We start from the raw sequence: 16,996 nt of genomic DNA, 5'->3' as shown, positions 1-16,996 counted from the left end.
CCTGGTGAGTGACGTGCTCGGCTCAGCCGTAGACGATGCGGCGCAGCTGGCGGAGCGAGAGCTCCGGCGGCGCCACGGCGCGGTGCGGCAGTTCGGCCGCGATGCGCTCGAAGATCTCGGCGTTCACGGCCCCGCCGGACTGCAGTTCGCGGTGGCGGCGGCGGACGAACTCCTCGGTCGTCTCGTCGAAGTACGCCAGCACGTCGAGCACCACCCGGGCGGCCTCACCGCGCGGGAGCGCGGTGCTGCGGACCAGGTGGTCGATCAGGTCGTCGTGCGACGGGCGGCGTTCGAGCACCCGGAAATACTGGGGGAGCGACGGCGGCTTTGCAAGAATTCTGCCCGATTTCGGGCAAGGGTGTTCATGATCACGCCTCTGAGGCCGGAAATTGGTCTACACCTTGACGCCTGCTGGGGCCCACGGTACGCATGGTGACGGTTCGGTCACGCATGCCCACAGCAGCACAGCCCGTCGACACGCCGTCGACATGCCCGTCGACACGTCCGCTGACCCGTCGACACGCCCGTTGAAAGGGACTGCCTGTGAGACAGCACACCACGTTCCCCCGCGTACTCGGCGCCCTGCTCCTCGTGGCGGCGGCCGGCATCTCCTGCGTCGGGGCCTCGCCGGGAGCCGGGAAGGCCGCCGCGCCGGTCACCCGGCCACTCGGCGACGTCGTCCCCGCGCCGGCCTCCGTCAGCCCCGCCGGCGCCCCGTACACCCTCACCGCCGCCACCCACATCCGCGTCGCCCCCGGCGCCACCGGCGCGACCGCCGTCGGCGAGTACCTCGCCGGCCTCCTGCGCCCCTCCACCGGCTACCCGCTGCCCGTCACCGACGACACCGGCCGCGGCGGCATCCTGCTCCGGCTCAGCGCCCGCGACACCGCCCTCGGCGACGAGGGCTACCGCCTCCAGTCCGGCCGCGGCGGCGTCACCCTCACCGCCCGCACCCCGGCCGGCCTCTTCCACGCCGTCCAGACGCTCCGGCAGCAACTGCCCGCCCGCGTCGAGAAGCGCACCCTCCAGCCCGGCCCCTGGACCGTCGCCGGCGGGACCATCACCGACACCCCCCGGTACGCCTGGCGCGGCGCGATGCTCGATGTCTCCCGGCACTTCTTCACCGTCGACCAGGTCAAGCGGTACGTCGACCACCTCGCGCTCTACAAGATCAACAAACTGCATCTGCACCTCAGCGACGACCAGGGCTGGCGCATCGCCATCGACTCCTGGCCCCGGCTCACCACGTACGGCGGCTCCACCGAGGTCGGCGGCGGACCCGGCGGGTACTACACCAAGGACGACTACAAGGAGATCGTCCGCCACGCGGCCGCCCGCCACATGGAGGTCGTCCCCGAGATCGACATGCCCGGCCACACCAACGCCGCCCTCGCCTCGTACGCCGAGCTGAACTGCGACGGCGTCGCCCCGCCGCTCTACACCGGCACCGACGTCGGCTTCAGCTCCCTGTGCGTGCCCAAGGAGGTGACGTACGACTTCGTCGACGACGTCGTCCGCGAACTCGCCGCCCTCACCCCCGGCCGGTACCTCCACATCGGCGGCGACGAGGCGCACTCCACCAGCCACGCCGACTACGCCGCCTTCATGAACCGCGTCCAGCCCGTCGTGGCGAAGTACGGCAAGACCGTCGTCGGCTGGCACCAGCTCACCGGCGCCACCCCCGCCCCCGGCGCCCTCGCCCAGTACTGGGGCCTGGACGGCACCGCCGCGGCGGAGAAGGAACAGGTCGCCGCGGCGGCCCGGGCCGGCACCGGCCTGATCCTGTCCCCCGCGGACCGGATCTACCTCGACATGAAGTACGACCGGAACACCCCGCTCGGCCTGTCCTGGGCCGGCTACGTCGAGGTCCGGCGCTCCTACGACTGGGACCCCGGCGCCTACCTGCCTGGCGCGCCCGCCTCGGCCGTCCGCGGGGTCGAGGCCCCGCTGTGGACCGAGACCCTCTCCGAGAGCGCCCACCTCGACCGGATGGCCTTCCCCCGCCTGCCCGGCGTCGCCGAACTCGGCTGGTCGCCCGCGGCGACCCACGACTGGGACACGTACCGCCTCCGCCTCGCCGCCCAGGGCCCCCGCCTCACCGCCCTCGGCATCGACTACCACCGCTCCCCCCAGGTCCCCTGGGAACCCGAGGACTGACACCCGAGCGCCCACGACGACAGCAAAACAGCCGCCCCTCTTCCGCACGGGGAGGGGCGGCTCGTCGTGTCCGGGTCAGTTCCGCGACTCCCCGAGGGCCGCGTGCAGCCAGTCCAGAGAGCCTTGCCCGAGCAGCTCATCGGCAAGCCGTCGGCCGGTCTCGGTGACGAGTCGGGCGCGATTGTTGTCGATCCACCGCTGGGCGTCCGCGTATCCCTGAGCCTTGTACTCGATGCCCTGGAGCATGCACTCCAGCTTGTCGGCGTCCCGCGCGCAGATCGCCTCCGGGGACTCCTTGGCCTCGTACTCGGCGACAAGCTCCTGAATCGCCGAGGCGAGGTGCTCAGGCATGCCGGCGGTCTGATCGGCGGTCACGGCCTGCGGATCCGCCTCGGTCGAGTACTTCTTGCCGAGATGGTTCACATCACCCGTCCGCGTCTCCTGGGAGTCGTGCCACACGGCCAGAAAGGCGGAGCGGGCAGGGTCCGCCCCTTCCAGCTTGGCGATGACCGACGCGATGAGGGAGGTCCGCCACGAGTGCTCCGCCACGCTTTCCGGGTCGCGCACGCCCGCCATCCACCATCCGGTGCGTCTGGTCCGCTTGAGGGTTCCCGCCTCGTACAGGAACTGTGCCACCGCGGACAGGTCGTCAGCCACCCCTGGCCTCCTCTCACGCCTCGGCGAGGCGGATCGCGTACCGGATGCTCTCCAGCTCCCGGCGCGTCGCTGCCGGGATCCCGGAGTCATCCAACATCACCGGAAGTTGATGACGCAGTGAACGGATCTCGGGGCTCTGTCGCAGCAGGCTCGGGCGGACCGCGACGAGAGTCCACAGCGTGTGCACGTTGAGGGCGAAGAACCCGTGGTCCGGTGTGAGGGCGCGGACCAGGTGACGCATGAGCCGGTCGCCGTGCCAGGCGCCGCTGCGGTTCGTGGCGATGAAGTCGTCGGAGAGCTCCACGTGGGCCGATTCACCGATCCAGTACGCCCAGTAGTTCAGGTTCGCGAGTTCACTGGCCTCGCCCTCGGCGAGGGCGGTGTCGATGAACCATCGCATCCTGTCGTGGTCTCCCTGCCGCGCCGCGACGGCCGCCACGGACCGGGCGTTGAGCCACCGGCTGAGCCAGTCGTCAGGCCGCTCCGTGCGCTGCTGCTGTGCCAGCCACTCGGAAGTGTCATCGGCGTCGTCGTAACCGGCGAGGTACAGGGCCTGGCGTCGGAGCAGGAAAAGACCGGGGTCGCGAGCCTGTTCTGCGGTGCGTCTCATCGTGGAGAAGAAACGGCGCCTGTCCGAGCCGGACATCTCGGGGCCGACGGGAACGGGCCCCCGCCGGGGCCTGGGCGGCTCAGGGAGATCACGTACCGGTGCCGGAAGCACGCCACAGAGCGGCCAGGACAGAATCTCGACCACATCGCGTTGCAGGACCCAAGCCCCGACCGGGCTGTCGGTCGGGGGCGCATCGTCGTCGAGCACACTCGCCAGGAGGACGTCGGCTTCCATGGCCCGTTCGAGAACGAGCAGCAGAACAGGGGGCGCTCCGCGGCGCAGGAGATGGTGCCGGTGGACGAGCAGCTGCCCGACCGGTACGGCGGTGAGAGCGCGGCGGCCGGCTTCCCAGCCCGCGATCGTGTCGACGGACACGCGCAGGTCCGCAGCCAAGTCTTCCTGGGTCATGCCGAGCTGTTCGCGGATCAGCCGGAAGACGTACCCGGAGACCGTGCCGCGCCGAGCCCGGCCGGACCTTGCCTGACCGCCGGTCAGGGTTGTTCGGGGACTGCCGCCCAAAGCACCCTCCGTCCGCGTTCCCCCTGGATGGCCCACCCGTACCCGCGGTCGGTTCAAGCGGCTTCCGCCGCTGCCTACCGTCGTATGCGCAGTGACGACCGGGCAACTCAGCGTAGTAGGAAGGCCGACGTCGTGGATGCCGCACAGACGATTCACTCGGACGGGCAGAAGCCGGACCGGCACGATCGGGCTGATGCTCGCCCCGCCGCTCCCGAGGCGGCGATCAGAAGCGCGCTCCTCATGCACCACCATCCCGGCGCCGCGGAACTCGCCGCGCTCACCGACCGGCTTATCAGTCACTGCGAAGAACTCGCCACCGCCTTGACCGGGATCCCTGAGGGTCGACGACCGGCGCGGGGCACGACCGCCCTGGCGTACTGGGCGGTACTCCGCCAAACGGGACCGACGGACGGGCCGCTGGCGAACTGGTCGTACTGCCGACAGCTCGCGGTCGTCGCCCGCGACCTGCTGAACGCGACGCGGCGGGCGGACGGCGCGTACGCCGGGCGGGACGACCAGGCGCCGGGTGGGCCGTGAGCGTGCCGCGGCGGCAGACCGTATATGTCCTCGAGTACCCATCGGAGGAGCAGCATGAGCAGTGTCGGAACCATCTCCAACGGGCGTGACACCAAGGTGTACCGGAACGTGAACGCGCCCGGTCTGCACTGGCGCAAGGCGAGCCGGACGGACCTCGACCCGATCCTGAAGGACTGCGTGATCGTGGCCGAGGCGCCCGACGCCCAGGATCATCCGCACGCGGGCATTCCGGACGGGACGCGCATGATCGCGCTGTCCGACGACAAGGATCCCGCCGCACCGGTCCTGTACTTCAGCCGGGCCGAGTTCACGAAGTTCCTCGACGGGGCCGTGGCCGGCGAGTTCGATCACCTGCGCGCCACGGAGGAGGAGATGGAGCAGGCCGGCGCCCTCGCGGGCGCGTGAACGCCGCGCAGGTCGGCCAGGCGTTCGCCTACGTGCGGCGGCGGCTCGACCGGACGCCCTGCCGTGAGTGCCGAGGAACCCACACCGTCGCGATCGTCTACGAGGGCGCAGTGCTCACCTCGTGCGAGGACTGCGGCGGAGCCGCCCGGAAAGGCCGGCTCGCCGCCGGCCCTCCCTAGCGAACGACGCAGCCCCGGCGGAGGACCGTATTCCGCCGGGGCCGCGCCTGTCTTTCAGGCGAAGCGGGAGAGGGGGTTCTCCAGGTCGCCGACGAGTTGCAGGGCGCCCGACGGGTCGGCCAGGTCGACCATCTGGCGGTTGTTGCGCAGTTGGAGGCGGTTCAGGGCGGAGAGGGCGAAGGTGTCGGCGAACATGTCGTAGCGCGCGAACTTCTCCGCCAGTTCCGGCACCGACGCCTGGTAGCCGTGGACGCAGGACGCCACCGTCGACCAGAAGCCGTCCTCGTCGAGGACGCCCTCCGCGGCCAGCGTCGCCGCCAGGAAGCGGAAGAAGCAGTCGAAGACGTCGGTGAAGATCGACAGGAGCTTCATGTGCTCCGGGACGTCCGCCCGGATCCGCTCCACGGCCGGCGGCAGCACCGCGTCCGGATCCATGACGCAGATCTCCTCCGCGATGTCCTTGAACACCGCGCGCACCACCGCGCCGGCCTCGTCCAGGACCAGGATCACGTTCTCGCCGTGCGGCATGTAGACCAGGTCGTACGCGTAGAAGCTGTGCAGGACCGGCAGCAGGTACGCGTCCAGGTAGCGGGCCAGCCACTCCTTCGGGGCGAGTCCGGAGCGGCGGATCAGCGCCGCCGCCAGCGACCTGCCCTCGTGGTCGACGTGCAGCAGCGAGGCCATCGTGGCCAGGCGCTCGCCCTTCTCCAGCGAGGCCACCGGGCTCTCCCGCCACAGCGCGGCCAGCATCTTGCGGTACGGCGAGTAACGGTCGGTCGCGGCCTCGTACTCCAGGTGCCGGTAGCCGACCGCCGCCCGCTCGCGGATGATCGAGAAGCGGGCCGCCTTCAGGACCGCGTCGGCCTCGATCAGACCGGCCAGCCAGTCGTTGATCGCGGGGGTGGCCTCCATGTACGCGGCCGAAAGCCCGCGCATGAAGCCCATGTTGAGCACCGAGAGCGCCGTCTTGACGTAGTGCTTCGACGGGTCGGACGTGTTGAAGAACGTCCGGATCGACTGCTGTGCCAGGTACGCGTCGTCGCCCTCGCCCAGGTAGACCAGGCGTTCCTGCGCGACCTCCGCCGCGAAGGTGACGGACAGCTTGTTCCACCACTGCCACGGGTGCGCCGGCATCAGCAGGTAGTCGGCCGGGTCCAGGCCCCGCCCGGCCAGCGTGGCGGCGAAGCCGTTCACGGCCTTGTCGCCGAGCTCGGCGCGGACGAAGGAGTCGTACTCCAGGTCCGCGCCCGCCGTGAACGTGGCGCGGTCGCGCCGGGCGGCCAGCCAGATCAGGCGGATCGGCCGGGCGGCCTCCGGGGCGTACGCCCGGTACTCGTCCACGCCGAAGCCGAGCCGGCCGTTGTTGGCGACGAAGCAGGGGTGGCCCTCGGTCATCCCCGTCTCGATCTCCTGGAAGCCGGCCCCGGCCAGCTCCTCGGCGCTCACCGCGGGCTTGGTCGCCTTGTACGCCGTACCGGCCAGCGTGGAGGAGATCTCCTCCAGGTAGACCGGGAGGATCTCGTCGCTCAGTCCCAGCGAGCGGCGCAGCTCGGTCACGAACTGCAGGGCGTCCAGGCCCAGCTCCTCCCCGCCGCGGTGGCGGGTGATCGAGGCGGCGTGCACCTGCCAGTGGTCCAGGGCGTACCGGTCCGCGGTGAAGCGGTACTCGGTCACGCCGTCGTCGGCGACCACCCGGTACCGGCCGTCCCCGAGGTGCTCCGGCGCGAGCAGCCGCTCGTGCGCGAACTCGGCGAGCCCCTTGCGGATCAGCGCCCGGTTCGCCTCGGCCCAGCGCCCGGGGGTGAGGTGCGCGACGGGGTTCATATGGCGGCTCCCACGGCCGCCTCGAACTGCGCCCGGGTGCAGAAGCTCAGCAGCGCCCGCTTCTCCGGCTTCTGGATCTCCCGCTCCGGCACGAAGCCGACGGCCTCGTTGAGCGCGTGCACGGCCTTGTTCCGCACGTCCGGCTCGACGACCACGCGCGCGGTCGCCGGGTCGGCGAACAGCTCGCGCATCACGGCGGTGATCACCCTGCGGGTGAAGCCGTGGACCGGGGTGTCGGACGGCGCCACCAGGAAGTGCATGCCGACGTCGCCGGGCTGCGGCTCGTACAGGCCGACCAGCTCGGCCTTCGCCGGGTCGTACCGCTCCATCAGGAACGCCGGCTCCCCGTCCACCAGGCCGATGAACGCGTCGTGGTGCGGGTTCGCGGCGATCGCCATGTACTCCCGCTCGACGTCCTGCAACTGCGCGTCCTGCATCATCCAGAACGCCGCCTTCGGGTGCGTCACCCAGGGGTGGATCAGCTCGGCGTCGCGGAGCGGATCGAGGGGACGGATGGTCACGGTCATACGGCGAACTCCTGGAACGCGATGGTCTTCTCGACGGGGTAGTGCTCGCGGCCCAGCAGCTCGCGGACCAGGCAGGCGTTGCGGTAGGCGCCCATGCCCAGGTCGGGGGAGGTGATGGAGTGCGTGTGGGTGCCGGCGTTCTGGAGGTAGACGGCGCGGCCCGTCGTGTCGATCGAGTAGTTGCGGGCCACGTCGAAGCGGCCCTGGCCGTCCCAGCGGAAGCGGTCGCGGACCGGCTCCAGGAAGGCGGGGACGGAGTACTTGTAGCCGGTGGCGAGGATCAGGCCCTCGGTCTGAAGGGTGAAGTCCTTCTCCTGCTCCTGCTGGCGGAAGCCGAGGGTGTAGGTGCCGGTGGACTCCTCGTACGCGGCCGAGCGCAGAGCCGAGTTGGTCAGCAGGCGGGTGGGGACCGGGCCGGCCAGGTTCTTCTGGTAGAGCAGGTCGAAGATCGCGTCGATCAGTTCGCCGTCGATGCCCTTGAACAGGCCCTTCTGCTCCGTCTCCAGGCGGTAGCGGGTGCGCTCGGGCAGGGCGTGGAAGTAGTCCACGTACTCCGGCGAGGTCATCTCGAGGGTGAGCTTGGTGTACTCGAGGGGGAAGAAGCGCGGGGAGCGGGTCACCCAGTTGAGGCGGTAGCCGTGGACGTCGATCTCGCTCAGGAGGTCGTAGTAGATCTCGGCGGCGCTCTGGCCGCTGCCGACCAGGGTGATCGACTTCTTCTTCTGCAGCGCCTCCTTGTTCGGGAGGTAGCGCGAGTTGTGGATCGCGTCGCCGCCGAGGTCCGCGCAGGACTCGGGGACGTACGGCGGGGTGCCGGTGCCGAGGACCAGGCGGGCGGCGCGGAACGTCTCCCCGGTGTCGGTGGCGACGACGTACTGCCCGGCCGTCTCGTCGTACGTCACCTGCGTGACGGTGGTCGAGAAGCGGATGCTGCTCAGCTTGCCGGCGGCCCAGCGGCAGTAGTCGTTGTACTCGGTGCGCAGCGGGTAGAAGTTCTCGCGGATGTAGAACGAGTACAGCCGGCCGCGCTCCTTCAGGTAGTTGAGGAAGGAGTACGGGGAGGTCGGGTCGGCCAGGGTGACCAGGTCCGACATGAACGGCGTCTGGAGGTGGGCGCCCTCCAGGAACATCCCGGAGTGCCATTCGAAGTCCGGCTTGGACTCCAGGAAGAGGCCGTTCAGTTCGTCGAGGGGCTCGGTGAGGCAGGCCAGGCCGAGGTTGAAGGGGCCGAGCCCGATGCCGATGAAATCAAGAGGCTGCGTGGACAAGGGTCTCTCCCAGGTACTGCTCGGCGTGGCCGGCGATCAGGTCAAGGACGGCGGCGATGTCGGCGACCGTCGTCTCGGGGTTGAGCAGGGTGAACTTGAGGTACTGGCGGCCGTCGACCTTCGTGCCGGCGACCACGGCCTCGCCGGAGGCGAACAGGGCCTTGCGGGCGTAGAGGTTGGCGCGGTCGATCTCGGCGGGCGAGGTGACGTGCGCGGGGATGTAGCGGTAGACGAGGGTGGACAGCTGCGGCTGGACGACGACGTCGTAGCGCGGGTCGGCGGCGAGCAGTTCGAAGCCGGCGCGGGCGAGGTCGCAGACCTCGTCGAAGAGTTCGCCGACGCCGTCGGCGCCCATGACGCGCAGGGTCATCCACAGCTTGAGCGCGTCGAAGCGGCGGGTGGTCTGCAGCGACTTGTCCACCTGGTTGGGGATCTGCTCGGCCACCGTGCGCCGGGGGTTGAGGTAGTCGGCGTGGTAGGTGGCGTGCCGCAGGGTGGCGCCGTCGCGGACCAGTACGGCGGAGGAGCTGACCGGCTGGAAGAAGGACTTGTGGTAGTCGACGGTGACGGAGTCGGCGTGCTCGATGCCGTCGAGGAGGTGACGGCGGGTGGGGGAGGCGAGCAGCCCGCAGCCGTAGGCGGCGTCGACGTGCATCCAGGCGCCGTACTCGGCGGCCAGGGCGGCGATCTCGGGCAGCGGGTCGATGGAGCCGAAGTCGGTGGTGCCGGCGGTGGCGACGATCGCCATGGGGATCAGACCCTCGGCGCGGCAGGCGGCGAGTTCGGCGGCGAGGATGACGGACTGCATCCGCTTCTCGCGGTCGACGGGGATCGGGACGACCGCCTCGCGGCCGAGGCCGAGCAGCTGGGCGGACTTCTGGACGCTGAAGTGGCTGCACTCGGAGGAGAAGATCCGCAGCTTCGCCAGGTCGGCGGTGCCGGCCTCCTCGCGGGCGAGAAGCAGCGCCTGCAGGTTGGACTGGGTGCCGCCGGAGGTGAACACGCCGTCGGCCAGGGGGCCGAGGCCGATGCGGCCGGTGGTCCAGTCGATCAGTTTGCGCTCGATGAGGGTGGCGCCGGCGCTCTGGTCCCAGGTGTCGAGGCTGGAGTTGACCGCGGAGAGGACCGCCTCGCCGAGGACGGCGGGGATGACGACCGGGCAGTTGAGGTGGCCGAGGTAGCGGGGGTGGTGGAAGTAGACGGCGTCGCGGAGGTAGACGTCCTGGAGTTCGTCGAGGGCGGCGCTGGTGCTCCCGAGCGGCCGGTCGAGGTCGACGGCGTCGACGGTGGGGGCCAGCTCCTGCGGGGTGATGCCGGAGAAGGGGCGTCGCGTGGCGGCGAGCTGGTCCGCCACCCGCTCGACTCCTTCGGTGACGGAGCGACGGTAGCGGTCCGCCGTCGCGTCGTTGAGCAGGTGCGAGCGCATGGGGATGGGTCCTCCGACGGGAAGAGGGGACGAGGGGGGTTGGTGTGAAGTAAGGTTAGCCTAACCTAACTTCACCTCGCAACGACCCCTCGCCCCCTCGGGACGTGGTGAGTTGTCCGGACCTGCCCCGGCGTTACGCGTCTTCCTGCGTCTCGTCCGGGACCTCGCGCAGGGCGTCCTCCGACAGGCCCTTGCGCCAGTAGCCGACGAAGGTCACGCGGCGCCGGTCGATGCCGCGCTCGCGCACGAAGTGCCGGCGCAGCGCCTTCACCGCGCCGGACTCGCCGGCGATCCACACGTACGGGTCCGCGCCCGGCAGCGCGGCGGCCGCGACGGCCTCCACGGGGGACGGCGCGCCCTCCTCGCGGACCAGCCAGGTGACGGTGGCGTCGGCCTCGGTGGCCAGTTCGGTGCGGTCGCCGGAGTACGGCACGTCGAGGAAGACATGGGCGCGGGTCTCGGCCGGCAGCCACTGCAGGATCGCGGAGGCGGCCGGGAGCGCCGTCTCGTCGGCCCAGATCAGGACCGAGTCGGCGTCCTCGGGGAGCTGGAAGCGGACCCCGGTGTTCTGCGCCACCGCGGGACCGAGCACGACGACCCTGTCGCCGGGCTTCGCCTGCTGGGCCCAGCGGCAGGCGGGGCCGCCGTCCTCATGGACGGCGAAGTCGATGTCGACCTCGGCGGCGGGCTCGGTGCGCTGCTCCCGGACGGTGTACGAGCGCATCACGGCCCGTTCGTCGTGCGGCATCGCGCGCCAGGCGCCGAGGATCGCGTACATGTCCGGATCGTCCAGCGGCGGCAGGACGGGCGCCTCCTGGCCGGGGTGCGGCAGGAAGAGGGAGAGCGACTGGTCGCGGCCTCCGGAGGCGAAGTTCTTCAGGTCGTCCCCGATGAAGGTGACGCGGACCAGCGACGGACCGAGCCGCCTCGTCCGGTCGACCTGGAGGGAGAAGAACTGGAACGGGGCGGTCTCGGTCGGCGTCATGGGGTCAGGCCACCTTCTTCGCGTTCTCGAGCGCCTTGGCCAGGTCCTCCAGGAGCGGGGCGCACTTGGCGTACGAGTAGACGGGCTCGGTCACGCGCGGGATGACCTGGCCGGCCTTGACGGCGGGCAGCGCGGCCCAGGTCGGCTTGGCCTTCAGGGCCTCCGGCTGCAGGGCCGAGGTGCGGTTGTCGAGCATGATGATGTCGGCCGCGTACTTGTCGACGTTCTCCCAGCTCAGGCCCTCGAACCAGCCGCCCTGGTCCAGCTTGGTCGGGACGACCAGGTTCACGCCCAGCTCCTTGAAGTAGAGCGTGTCGGTCGGGCGGACCGGGGTGGAGACGTAGAAGAGGTCGGGGGAGCCGGAGCCGATCAGGACCTTGATGTCCTTCTTGCCCTTGGCGGCCTTGCGGACGCGCTCGGCGGCGGCCTCGAAGCGGGCCTTGTCGTCGAGGATCTGCTTGGTCTTCACGTCCGCGCCGAGGGAGGCGGCGAGGTCGGCGTGGCGCTGCAGGACCTCGGGCATGGACTTGTCGGCGGCCCAGAGGGCGACGGACGGGGCGATCTTGAGGATCTTGTCCTTCTGCTCGGCCGGGACGTACCAGAGGTCGTTCTTCTCCCACATGTCCGTGATGAGGACCTCGGGCTGGAGCTTGAGGTACTCCTCGATCTTGAACTCGCCCCAGACGTTGCCGATGACCTTGACCTTGGTGATGTCGAGGTCGCCGGCCTGGACGTCCGGCTTCTTCTCCTTGGTCTTCGGGTCCTCGACGTAGGTCGGGCCGAAGACGCCCTTGACCTCGATGCCGAAGTCCTTGAGGGCGGCGGCGGTGCCGGTGAAGGCGACGATGTTCTTCGGGACGGACTTGGTCTTCACGACCTGGCCGCGGTCGTCCTTGAACTCCCAGGAGCCGGACTTCTCCGAGGTCGTGGAGGCGTCCTTCTTCTCGGTGCCGCAGGCCGCGAGCGCGGCGCCGAGCCCGAGGGCGCTGCCTGCGGCGAGCAGGCCGCGACGGGTGAGATGGGTGGCTCGGGCGTTGCTGGGCATGGCGATTCCGCTCTCGTGCGTGCCGGTGGACGGCCTGGTCGAAGTCGAGGGTAGGTTAGCCTAACCTCAGTGCGACTTGTCCAGAGGGGCCGGTTCCGGGGGCCCGGACGCGGAGACGGTGGGGCGGAGTGCCGCGCAGCACGGGGGGTGAAGAAGCGCGGCGCTCCGCCCCGGGGTGAGGGCGTGCAGGCCGTAGCGCGCCCACGGTGACAGGGTGACGGCTGGGGCTCGAGTGTCGCTGACGGTTCGTCGGAGCCTCGCTCCAGCCGCCTTCGAGGGCGGTTCTCTAGCTTCGCTGCCGTCGGGCGGCGAAGGGAGACCCCGTGGGACGTTCCAGGAAGTGGCTGCGCCGGCTGTGGCGGGACGCGGAGGTGGGGCTGGCCGCGCTGGGGCAGGGCTTCGGGCTCTACACCGCGCCGGAGTGCTACGGGTACGTGCCGGTGTACGGTGCCACGCCCCCGGCCCCGGCGGCCCCCGCGCCCCCGGCGGCCCCCGCGCCCCCGGCGGCCCCCGCGCCCTCCGCGTCCTTTGAGTCCGCGCCGGAGATGACGCCTCAAGAGGCCGCGCTCTGGGCCCAGTTGGCCGACGTGTGGGACGGGGCCGAGGCGGAGCTCAGGACGATGCGATCACGACTGCCGAGGCCACGTCCGCGTCATGAGTGAGCGACAGGTGCCATGAGGCGATGCCCAGCCGGGCCGCCGCCGCGGCGACGCTGCCCCGTACGTGCAGGGCGGGGCGGCCGCCCGGGCCGGTGCGCACCTCCACGTCGTGCCAGCGCAGCCCGCCGGGCGCGCCCAGGCACTTGGCGACGGCCTCCTTGGCGGCGAACCGCGCCGCCAGGGAGGCCGTCCCGCGCCGGGCGCCGGAGGGTCCGACGAGCTCCGCGGGGGTGAACAGCCGCTCGGCGAGGCCGGGGTTGCGCTCCAGGGCGAGCCCGAACCGGGTGATCGCCGCCACGTCGATCCCCACCCCGGCGATGGGCGGCTGCCGTACCGGCGCCGCAGGGTCCGGGGGCGCGGCGGACGGCGGGTTCAGGACCCGCCCCAGCCGTCGCCCGAGCACCGCCAGTATCCCGCCGCCCCGTCTGCCGACCTCGTCACCGCGCATGCCCGCAGCGTCCCAACTCCCGCTCGACGACGGCTCGAACGCCCGGACCCTACGCCCCCGCCTCCGACTTCGCGTCCGCCCCGCCCGGGCCGCCCGGCCCGCCGGGTCCGTCCGGCCGGTCCGGTCCGCCCCGTCCGCCCGGCCCTCCGGGGCCGCCCGGGCCGCGGGCCTCCAGGCGGGCGTCCTTCATCGTCAGGGCCAGGATCAGGCCGACGGCCAGGACCGGCACCGCCGAGAGGAACACCGTCCCGAGGGCGTCGCCGTACGCCTGGGCGACGCGGTCGGCCGTCCCGGCGGGGAAGGAGCCGGCCTTCGACGGGTCCCAGTCTCCCGCGACGACCGTCCGCGCCGTGTCGGCCGGGAGCAGGCGGGCGGCCTCGGTGGCCAGGCGGGCGTTGAGGATCGAGCCGAAGACCGTCGCCCCGAACGCGGTGCCGAGGTTGCGGGCCAGGCCCACCGTGGAGGTGCTGACGCCCATGTGCGCGCGGGGCGCGGTGCTCTGCGCGACCAGCGTCGTCACCTGCGAGGACAGGCCCACGCCCACGCCCATGACCGCGAGGAGCAGCGCCACCGTCACCGGGCCCGTGTGGGCGGGGTCGCGCGCCAAGAGCGCGGCGGCCGCCGCGGCCAGCGCCGTACTGGCCACCGGGAACCACTTGTAGCGCCCGGTCTTCGCGATGACCTGCCCCGCGACCACCGTCGCGAGGGCCATGCCGATCATCGCCGGCAGGAACAGCAGGCCCGTCTGCGAGGCGCTCGCCCCGGTCACCGTCTGCAGGAACAGCGGCACGAAGTTGACGCAGCCGAAGAAGGCGAAGCTGACCGCGAAGGCCACCGTCACGCAGACCGTGAAGGTCCGGTCGCCGAACAGGCCCAGGGGGACGACCGGTTCGGCCGCGGTCCGCTCGCGCCGCACCCACAGCACCGCGAGCAGCACGGCCGCGGCGCCCAGGCCGAGGACCGCCGGTTCACTCCAGCCCTCGCGGCCCGCGAGGTCTGCCCCGAGCACCAGCGCGGCGATGAGCAGGGTGAGCAGCGCGGTGCCCGCCAGGTCGAGGCGCGGCCGGGCCGCCGGACGGGGGCCGGCGGGCAGCAGCAGCCGGATGCCGACGAGGGCGAGCAGGCCGAGCGGGAGGTTCACGTAGAAGATCCAGCGCCAGCCCAGCTGGTCGGTGAGCACCCCGCCGGCCAGCGGCCCGGCCAGGTTGGCCAGCACCATGACGCCGGCGAAGAAGCCCTGGTACTTCGCCCGCCGGCGCGGCGGCATCAGATCGCCGAGCACGGCGAACGCGCTCACCTGGAGCCCGCCGCCGCCCAGCCCCTGCAGCGCGCGGAAGGCGACCAGCTCGCCCATGGAGTCGGCGGCGCCGCAGGCCGCCGAGCCCAGCAGGAAGAGGGCGACCGCGGACAGGTAGACGGTCCGGCGGCCGAAGAGATCGCCGAGTTTGCCGTAGATCGGCATGGCCACGCTGAACGTGAGCATGTACGCGGTGAACGTCCAGCCGTACAGATCGAGGGCGCCGAGTTCCGCGGTCAGCCGGGGGCCCGCGGTGGCGACGATCGACTGGTCGAGCATCGACATCGCGCTGGTCAGCAGCAGCGCGGCGAGGAGCAGGGGGAACCGTGGCGGCAGGGGGCGGTCGGGTGGGTCGGCGGGGGCCCGCCCCTGGGGACGGCCCGGGCCGGTTCCGGTCATCGTCGTACCTCCAAAGGTCGGGCGCATGTAGGTTTCTTCATCAATTACATGCTTTCCTCATATGAATGCCCTGTGTAGCGTAACCTCGAAACCGGGCTCCATCGGGAGGTTTTCGGAGGCTTCCTGGTCAGCGGCGCGCGCTCGAAGGTTGTCGAGTGCAGCTCAAGCGGAAGTCAAGTGATCCACCTCACGCTCACGAAGTGCATCAAGGCCGTAGGAGATGCAAACCACGGGAGGGGCAGTGCTGCAGATCGGGTTACTGGGAACCCTGCAAGTCGTGCACGACGGCGTGAATGTCACGCCCTCCGCTCCAAAGGTCCGACAGGTCCTCGCCCTGCTGGCGCTGCGCGCCAACAGCACCGTTCCCCTGCACCAGCTGGTGGAGGAGCTCTGGGAGGAACGACCACCGTCCAGCGCCGCCACCACGCTCCAGACGTACATCTACCAACTGCGCAAGCTGCCCGGACTGCGCCTGGAGACGACCCCCGGCGGCTACCGCCTGTCGGTGCCCCAGGGCTCGCTGGACAGCATGCGCTTCACCGAACTCGCCGACCTCGGGCGCAAGGCCATGGAGGAGGGCGCGGTCACCGAGGCCGCCGACCTGCTCCACCGGGCCCTCGCCGTCTGGCGGGGGCCCGCTCTCAGTGACCTGACGCCCGGGCCCATCGTCGGCATCGACGCCCTGCGGCTCGCGGAGCAGCGGTACGAGGTCCTGGAGGAGCGCATCGACGCGGACCTCCTGCTCGGCCGGCACCACCGGCTGATCAGCGAGCTGACCGCGCTCGCGGCGGACAACCCCACCCGGGAGGGGCTGCACGCCAAGCTCATGCTCTCCCTCTACCGGGCCGGCCGGCGGCCGGACGCCCTGGAGGTCTTCCAGCGGATCCGCCGGGTGCTCATCCGCGAACTGGGCCTGGAGCCCTGCTCGGAGCTGCAGTGGCTGCACCAGCAGGTGCTCTCCGGGGACCGGGGGCTCGACCTGCCCGCAGGCCGGGCGGTCGTGCACACCCCGCCGGAGGGCCGACCCCCGGTCAAGCTCCCCGCCGACGTCCCGCTGATCGGCCGCGAGGCCGAACTCGCCCGCGTCGGACGGATGCTGCGCGAACCCGCCCTCCAGGGGCCCCGGTGCGTCTGCGTGGCCGGGGCGCCCGGCGTGGGCACGACCGCCTTCACCGTCGCCCTCGCCCACCGGCTCCAGGACGCCTTCCCCGACGGACGGCTGTACGTCTCCTTCGGCGACCCGGCCGCCCCGCGCCCGGTCGAGGACGTCCTCGGCGACCTGCTGGAGGCCGTCGGGCACGCCCGCTCCGCGCTGCCCGACGGCCGGGCCGAGCGGGCCGGGCTGCTGCGGGCCTGGACCGCGGGCCGCCGGGTGCTGCTCGTCGCCGACCACGTGGCGGCGGCCCACCAGGTCGCCGACCTGCTGCCCGAGGACACCGGCTCGGCGGTGCTCGTCGCCGGCTACCGGCGGCTGTACGGCGGACAGTTCGGCACGCCCGTCGACCTGCCGCCGCTCGGGCCGGAGCAGTCCCTGGAGCTGTTCCTCGGGGCGCTCGGCCGCGACCGGCTGCTCGGCGAGGGCTGCTCGCGAACCATGCTGGACCTGTTCGGCGGGCTGCCCGGCCCGATGGCCGAGGCCGTGGGCCTGCTGGAGCTGAGACCCCACTGGTCGGTGGGCCGGCTCGTCGACTGGATGAGCCGCGACCGGCCGACCGCCCTCACCCACCAGCGCCCGCACCCCTTCCACCACGTCCGCCGCCGCTGCGGCGGCCTCGACCCGCGGACCGGCGACGCCCTCGCCAAGCTCGCCGGCGAGGCCGACGACGTGCTCACCGTCGAGCAGGCGGCCCGGATCCTGGGCCGGAGCCCGGACGCCGCCGAGGAACTCCTCGAAGAACTCGTCGAGTTCTTCCTCCTGGAGGTGGACCTGGTCCGCGACGGCTCCTCGGAGCGGTTCTTCCAGTACCGGATGCCGCCGCTGCTGCGCATGGCCCTGCGCACCGTCCCGGTCGGCGCGCCGGCCTGAGCCGTACCCGTGGCACACGGTGGGGGCG

Annotated in this window: 16 protein-coding genes; 5 read left to right on the top strand and 11 right to left on the bottom strand. The window is 71.7% G+C overall.

What is annotated here, in order from left to right; all coding sequences use genetic code 11:
• Positions 1 to 22 precede the first annotated feature (22 nt).
• Positions 23 to 298, bottom strand: coding sequence for a hypothetical protein (locus tag ACNJ93_RS11140; protein WP_406861103.1), 276 nt, complete (start codon positions 296 to 298; stop codon positions 23 to 25).
• Between the two features lie 245 nt (positions 299 to 543).
• Between ACNJ93_RS11140 and ACNJ93_RS11135 the strand changes: the two genes are divergently transcribed.
• Positions 544 to 2,157, top strand: coding sequence for a beta-N-acetylhexosaminidase (locus ACNJ93_RS11135; RefSeq protein ID WP_418957226.1), 1,614 nt, complete (start codon positions 544 to 546; stop codon positions 2,155 to 2,157).
• 75 nt (positions 2,158 to 2,232) lie between these two features.
• On the opposite strand, the gene ACNJ93_RS11130 is transcribed toward ACNJ93_RS11135, so the two are convergent.
• Together ACNJ93_RS11130 and ACNJ93_RS11125 are read right to left on the bottom strand one after the other, a co-directional pair.
• The gene (locus ACNJ93_RS11130) at positions 2,233 to 2,814 is read right to left on the bottom strand and encodes an HD domain-containing protein (RefSeq protein WP_418957225.1); all 582 of its coding nucleotides are present in this window, start codon (positions 2,812 to 2,814) and stop codon (positions 2,233 to 2,235) included.
• A 13-nt stretch (positions 2,815 to 2,827) separates the two neighbouring features.
• Positions 2,828 to 3,919: a helix-turn-helix domain-containing protein gene (locus ACNJ93_RS11125; protein WP_418961369.1), complete on the bottom strand. Its 1,092-nt coding sequence runs from the start codon at positions 3,917 to 3,919 to the stop codon at positions 2,828 to 2,830.
• A 108-nt stretch (positions 3,920 to 4,027) separates the two neighbouring features.
• Between ACNJ93_RS11125 and ACNJ93_RS11120 the strand changes: the two genes are divergently transcribed.
• Positions 4,028 to 4,480, top strand: coding sequence for a DUF6415 family natural product biosynthesis protein (locus tag ACNJ93_RS11120; RefSeq protein WP_418957224.1), 453 nt, complete (start codon positions 4,028 to 4,030; stop codon positions 4,478 to 4,480).
• A gap of 54 nt (positions 4,481 to 4,534) precedes the next feature.
• Positions 4,535 to 4,885, top strand: coding sequence for a DUF397 domain-containing protein (locus ACNJ93_RS11115; RefSeq protein ID WP_418957223.1), 351 nt, complete (start codon positions 4,535 to 4,537; stop codon positions 4,883 to 4,885).
• Between the two features lie 233 nt (positions 4,886 to 5,118).
• Here ACNJ93_RS11115 and ACNJ93_RS11110 read toward each other — a convergent pair whose 3' ends face one another.
• The 6 genes from ACNJ93_RS11110 to ACNJ93_RS11085 form a co-directional block, all read right to left on the bottom strand.
• Complete coding sequence (locus tag ACNJ93_RS11110) at positions 5,119 to 6,888, bottom strand: IucA/IucC family protein (protein WP_418957222.1); 1,770 nt, start codon at positions 6,886 to 6,888, stop codon at positions 5,119 to 5,121.
• Positions 6,885 to 7,415, bottom strand: a complete 531-nt coding sequence (locus tag ACNJ93_RS11105; protein WP_418957221.1) for a GNAT family N-acetyltransferase — start codon at positions 7,413 to 7,415, stop codon at positions 6,885 to 6,887. The genes ACNJ93_RS11110 and ACNJ93_RS11105 overlap by 4 nt, the downstream gene beginning before the upstream one ends.
• The gene (locus ACNJ93_RS11100) at positions 7,412 to 8,683 is read right to left on the bottom strand and encodes a lysine N(6)-hydroxylase/L-ornithine N(5)-oxygenase family protein (protein ID WP_418957220.1); all 1,272 of its coding nucleotides are present in this window, start codon (positions 8,681 to 8,683) and stop codon (positions 7,412 to 7,414) included. Before ACNJ93_RS11100 ends, ACNJ93_RS11105 begins: the two co-directional genes overlap by 4 nt.
• Positions 8,664 to 10,109 carry a pyridoxal phosphate-dependent decarboxylase family protein gene (locus ACNJ93_RS11095; protein ID WP_418957219.1) on the bottom strand — a complete coding sequence of 482 codons (1,446 nt, stop codon included), beginning with the start codon at positions 10,107 to 10,109 and terminating at the stop codon, positions 8,664 to 8,666. Before ACNJ93_RS11095 ends, ACNJ93_RS11100 begins: the two co-directional genes overlap by 20 nt.
• A 133-nt stretch (positions 10,110 to 10,242) precedes the next feature.
• Complete coding sequence (locus tag ACNJ93_RS11090) at positions 10,243 to 11,094, bottom strand: siderophore-interacting protein (protein WP_418957218.1); 852 nt, start codon at positions 11,092 to 11,094, stop codon at positions 10,243 to 10,245.
• 4 nt (positions 11,095 to 11,098) lie between these two features.
• Positions 11,099 to 12,139 carry an ABC transporter substrate-binding protein gene (locus ACNJ93_RS11085; RefSeq protein ID WP_418957217.1) on the bottom strand — a complete coding sequence of 347 codons (1,041 nt, stop codon included), beginning with the start codon at positions 12,137 to 12,139 and terminating at the stop codon, positions 11,099 to 11,101.
• A gap of 323 nt (positions 12,140 to 12,462) precedes the next feature.
• Between ACNJ93_RS11085 and ACNJ93_RS11080 the strand changes: the two genes are divergently transcribed.
• Positions 12,463 to 12,801: a hypothetical protein gene (locus tag ACNJ93_RS11080; RefSeq protein WP_418957216.1), complete on the top strand. Its 339-nt coding sequence runs from the start codon at positions 12,463 to 12,465 to the stop codon at positions 12,799 to 12,801.
• Here ACNJ93_RS11080 and ACNJ93_RS11075 read toward each other — a convergent pair.
• Together ACNJ93_RS11075 and ACNJ93_RS11070 are read right to left on the bottom strand one after the other, a co-directional pair.
• Positions 12,752 to 13,117 carry a holo-ACP synthase gene (locus ACNJ93_RS11075; RefSeq protein ID WP_418961368.1) on the bottom strand — a complete coding sequence of 122 codons (366 nt, stop codon included), beginning with the start codon at positions 13,115 to 13,117 and terminating at the stop codon, positions 12,752 to 12,754. The two genes, ACNJ93_RS11080 and ACNJ93_RS11075, sit on opposite strands and share 50 nt — an antisense overlap.
• 178 nt (positions 13,118 to 13,295) lie before the next feature.
• Complete coding sequence (locus tag ACNJ93_RS11070; RefSeq protein WP_418957215.1) at positions 13,296 to 14,942, bottom strand: MDR family MFS transporter; 1,647 nt, start codon at positions 14,940 to 14,942, stop codon at positions 13,296 to 13,298.
• Between the two features lie 277 nt (positions 14,943 to 15,219).
• On the opposite strand from ACNJ93_RS11070, the gene ACNJ93_RS11065 reads away from it, so the two are divergent.
• Positions 15,220 to 16,968 carry a BTAD domain-containing putative transcriptional regulator gene (locus ACNJ93_RS11065; protein WP_418957214.1) on the top strand — a complete coding sequence of 583 codons (1,749 nt, stop codon included), beginning with the start codon at positions 15,220 to 15,222 and terminating at the stop codon, positions 16,966 to 16,968.
• The last annotated feature ends 28 nt before the right edge of the window (positions 16,969 to 16,996 follow it).

It is taken from the genome of Streptomyces tritici, assembly GCF_048500665.1.
In the GTDB taxonomy this organism is placed as follows: Bacteria; Actinomycetota; Actinomycetes; order Streptomycetales; family Streptomycetaceae; genus Streptomyces; species Streptomyces tritici.
Note: the sequence above shows the minus strand (reverse complement) of the source record. Positions and strands in the feature narration are given on the sequence as shown.